The 2687-nt window shown below is 32.6% G+C and carries 4 protein-coding genes; all 4 read right to left on the bottom strand.

Features of this window, described 5'->3' with window-relative positions; genetic code table 11:
- On the bottom strand, window positions 1-259 hold a 259-nt coding region (locus AB0M39_RS41745; RefSeq protein WP_365374346.1), incomplete at its 3' end, for a hypothetical protein.
- Window positions 228-446, bottom strand: a complete 219-nt coding sequence (locus tag AB0M39_RS41740; RefSeq protein ID WP_057719801.1) for a DUF3173 family protein — start codon at window positions 444-446, stop codon at window positions 228-230. The genes AB0M39_RS41745 and AB0M39_RS41740, both read right to left, overlap by 32 nt.
- 224 nt (window positions 447-670) lie before the next feature.
- Window positions 671-1909 carry a replication initiation factor domain-containing protein gene (locus AB0M39_RS41735; RefSeq protein WP_057719803.1) on the bottom strand — a complete coding sequence of 413 codons (1239 nt, stop codon included), beginning with the start codon at window positions 1907-1909 and terminating at the stop codon, window positions 671-673.
- 417 nt (window positions 1910-2326) lie between these two features.
- Window positions 2327-2602, bottom strand: a complete 276-nt coding sequence (locus AB0M39_RS41730) for a hypothetical protein (protein WP_057719804.1) — start codon at window positions 2600-2602, stop codon at window positions 2327-2329.
- Between the last annotated feature and the right edge of the window lie 85 nt (window positions 2603-2687).

Below are 2687 nucleotides of genomic sequence, written 5' to 3'. Positions count from 1 at the left end.
ACTTTATTTTAGTTTGAACACTTCTGTTAGATGGAAGAATCTCCAAGTTATACCATTTTTGGTAAAGTTCATATACTGTAGAATTGTTATCAAATCTTGTACCTTTTAGATAGTCCAGCTCGGCTTCCTTACCAGCTATTTTAGCCTCTTTTTCGGTAAGAAATCCCCCTTTACTAACTACATGATTTCCTTTACTATCTTTTATTCTATATTCCCATTTTTTTCCTCTAGGATGCACTCTTAATGGCATGATATTCATTTCCTTTCAATTCCAACCCAAGCATCTTATTTACTACTTCTAAAGGGCAAAAATTTAATCTCTTATTATTGTAAAAAGGATAGCCTTTTTTAACCATTTCCTGTTTACCTTCTCGAATAATCCTAGAAGCCACAGATTTAGTCATTCCTGTTTGTTCAATAATTTCATCTTTGGTTATGATATTCATAGTTATCTCCATTCTATTTTAATATTCTACGTGAGTAAATTCTCTAGTTTTCAATGAGTCATATAGCGCCTCATTATTCATACAAGTATAGAGTGATTGACCTTGCAATGTTTTTACTGGTGTACCATTTTCGTTCATTTTGATGTACCAAGTACCTGGAACAAAAGGAACATTTTCACTTAATTTTTTTGCTAGGCGTGTGTTTGCTTTTTTTAGATACATACTTATTTTTCCTTACTAAAGTTATTATTGTTATTTTGCACCATCTCTTGAAATTCTTTTAAAAGGTCTTCTCTTCCAACAAATAGGAGGTACTCAGTAAACTTGTCAATTAATTCTCTTGATATGCTTGCTTTATCATAGATATCTTTTTCACTTCCCACCTCTTCTGGGAAAGGGAGATGATGATTAGTCATAAACCTTATGATTGCCCCCATTCCCCCGCCTTTACCAAGAAAAGTATAATTTGATAATTTCTTTGAGAATGGCACTCTTTCTCTACGCGGAACTTTAATACTTACTTCTTCTGCTTTAGCTATAAAATCTTTCCAAAATCTTGGACGATATTTTTCTTTTTTTGAAATGTAATTATCAGGCGGACGGAATTGCATTTTATTATCAAGATATCCTTTAACGAATTCTAATAAATTACTATCTTCTTTTTGCCCTAATTCATAGATTGCCCATAAGATTTCATCCGCATAACGATCATGAAATTCAACTTCCGTACGTATCCAACTGATAGTATTATAAAGTTGAATTAGTTCCGTTTCTGTTAAATTTTCTTTCGTCTGCCTTTCTATGAACTTATCGTAAATTCGAACTAGAATTTTTCGATGTTCTCTATCTCCGATATAAAAGCTTAAAGCTCCTGTCAAGTCATCTATTTCACTTGATATTTTTGTTGTTTTCCCGAATTTTGCTTTGCCATTCACAAAGTATTTTCTAATTTTTTTAGGGATGTAAAAAGGTTTTGAATTTTTATCATCTACGGTCAAATCTATTCGTTGACAGTTTATAATCGCTCGTTTAGCAACCATAGTTTGATTTTCATAACCTATACACTCTAATATTCTATCAAGTAAGATAGTAATAATTTGCACTTCTGAATAATCAAAGAAAATATTTTCTCGTAAAAATTGTAGACCTGTACCGCTAATGTCTAAGATGATTTCCCTTGTTTCTTCTGAATGCCATACAGCTACTCCAGATAATCTTAGAACTTTGTTTTGCTTAGAGTGTGGCAATTTTCCTTCTTGCTCGTCAAAGAGTTCTAGAGGTAAACCCAAGACTTTAACTATCATTTCTTCATAAGTCATAGGAATCGCAAGTTTTAGCCAGTCAACTAAGCTGTGTAATTTTTTTTGTGATTGTAGTAAAGTTTTTTGTTCATTATTTTTTGATTGATTAAGATTCTCGAAATAAGAATCGTTGAGTAATTCTTGTTCTTTTTCAGTTAACATTATTCTCCATTGTTCTTATTTTCGGTGAAATTTACTGATTTTTTTGCGTAAAAATTCCAAGGGTTAAAACGTGACAACCAAGCCAACCGTGAGCTTTTATGTTGCTGATTTGCACATGGTATTACAGACCCATGTGCTGACCTAAAATCAATTTTACATACAGTCCTCCACCTCGGACTCGCTTCGATATTTAACGCTTAATTAATCCGGAAAATTTGTACAGCCCTCCACCTTGCACTCGTTTCGCCTCGCTCCGTTTCGCTTACGCTCACTCCCGCTCATTCCACTCATAACATCGGCGTTTTGCCTACAATTTATCGGATAAATTAAGCTATCTCTCCACTCATTCCCAGCGGTGTTTTACTTAGGAAAATGATTTCAGGTACAGGTTTGTAATAATTTAAAGCTATTTAACTTCTAGCTTACTTTATTCATCGCTTGAATTTTTCGAAATTTATCTGCATCAATATTATCAGATAACCAATTTAACTCAACTTCTGAAAGGTCACTAATTAAATGATCTGTATATACTTCCGTCATTTCATAGAGATTTTTATAATTTATAACCATTTGTTCACTTGAAATTTCTTCACAATCGGCTGGCATTAGACGACCAAGTAACATGACATTTGAAATTATTCCCAGTCCCTTTAATAATTCATCTAATTCGACTTTTGTTCTTGATTTTTCCATATTTTACCTCATTCTTAGTTTGTGTTATAATTATGATATAAATTTTGTTGAGACTCTTTCTTCTTGGTCGTGGAAAGAGTTTTTT

The sequence above is a fragment of the Streptomyces sp. NPDC051907 genome, assembly GCF_040681075.1.
Classification (GTDB): Bacteria; Actinomycetota; Actinomycetes; order Streptomycetales; family Streptomycetaceae; genus Streptomyces.
The sequence above is the reverse complement of the archived record's forward strand: the minus strand, read 5'-3'. Positions and strand labels throughout refer to the sequence as shown.

Excerpts from the sequence above, each read along its gene's own strand:
- AB0M39_RS41740 (WP_057719801.1), bottom strand. The coding sequence starts at position 446 with ATGAATATCATAACCAAAGATGAAATTATTGAACAAACAGGAATGACT.
- AB0M39_RS41735 (WP_057719803.1), bottom strand. The coding sequence starts at position 1,909 with ATGTTAACTGAAAAAGAACAAGAATTACTCAACGATTCTTATTTCGAG.
- AB0M39_RS41730 (WP_057719804.1), bottom strand. The coding sequence starts at position 2,602 with ATGGAAAAATCAAGAACAAAAGTCGAATTAGATGAATTATTAAAGGGA.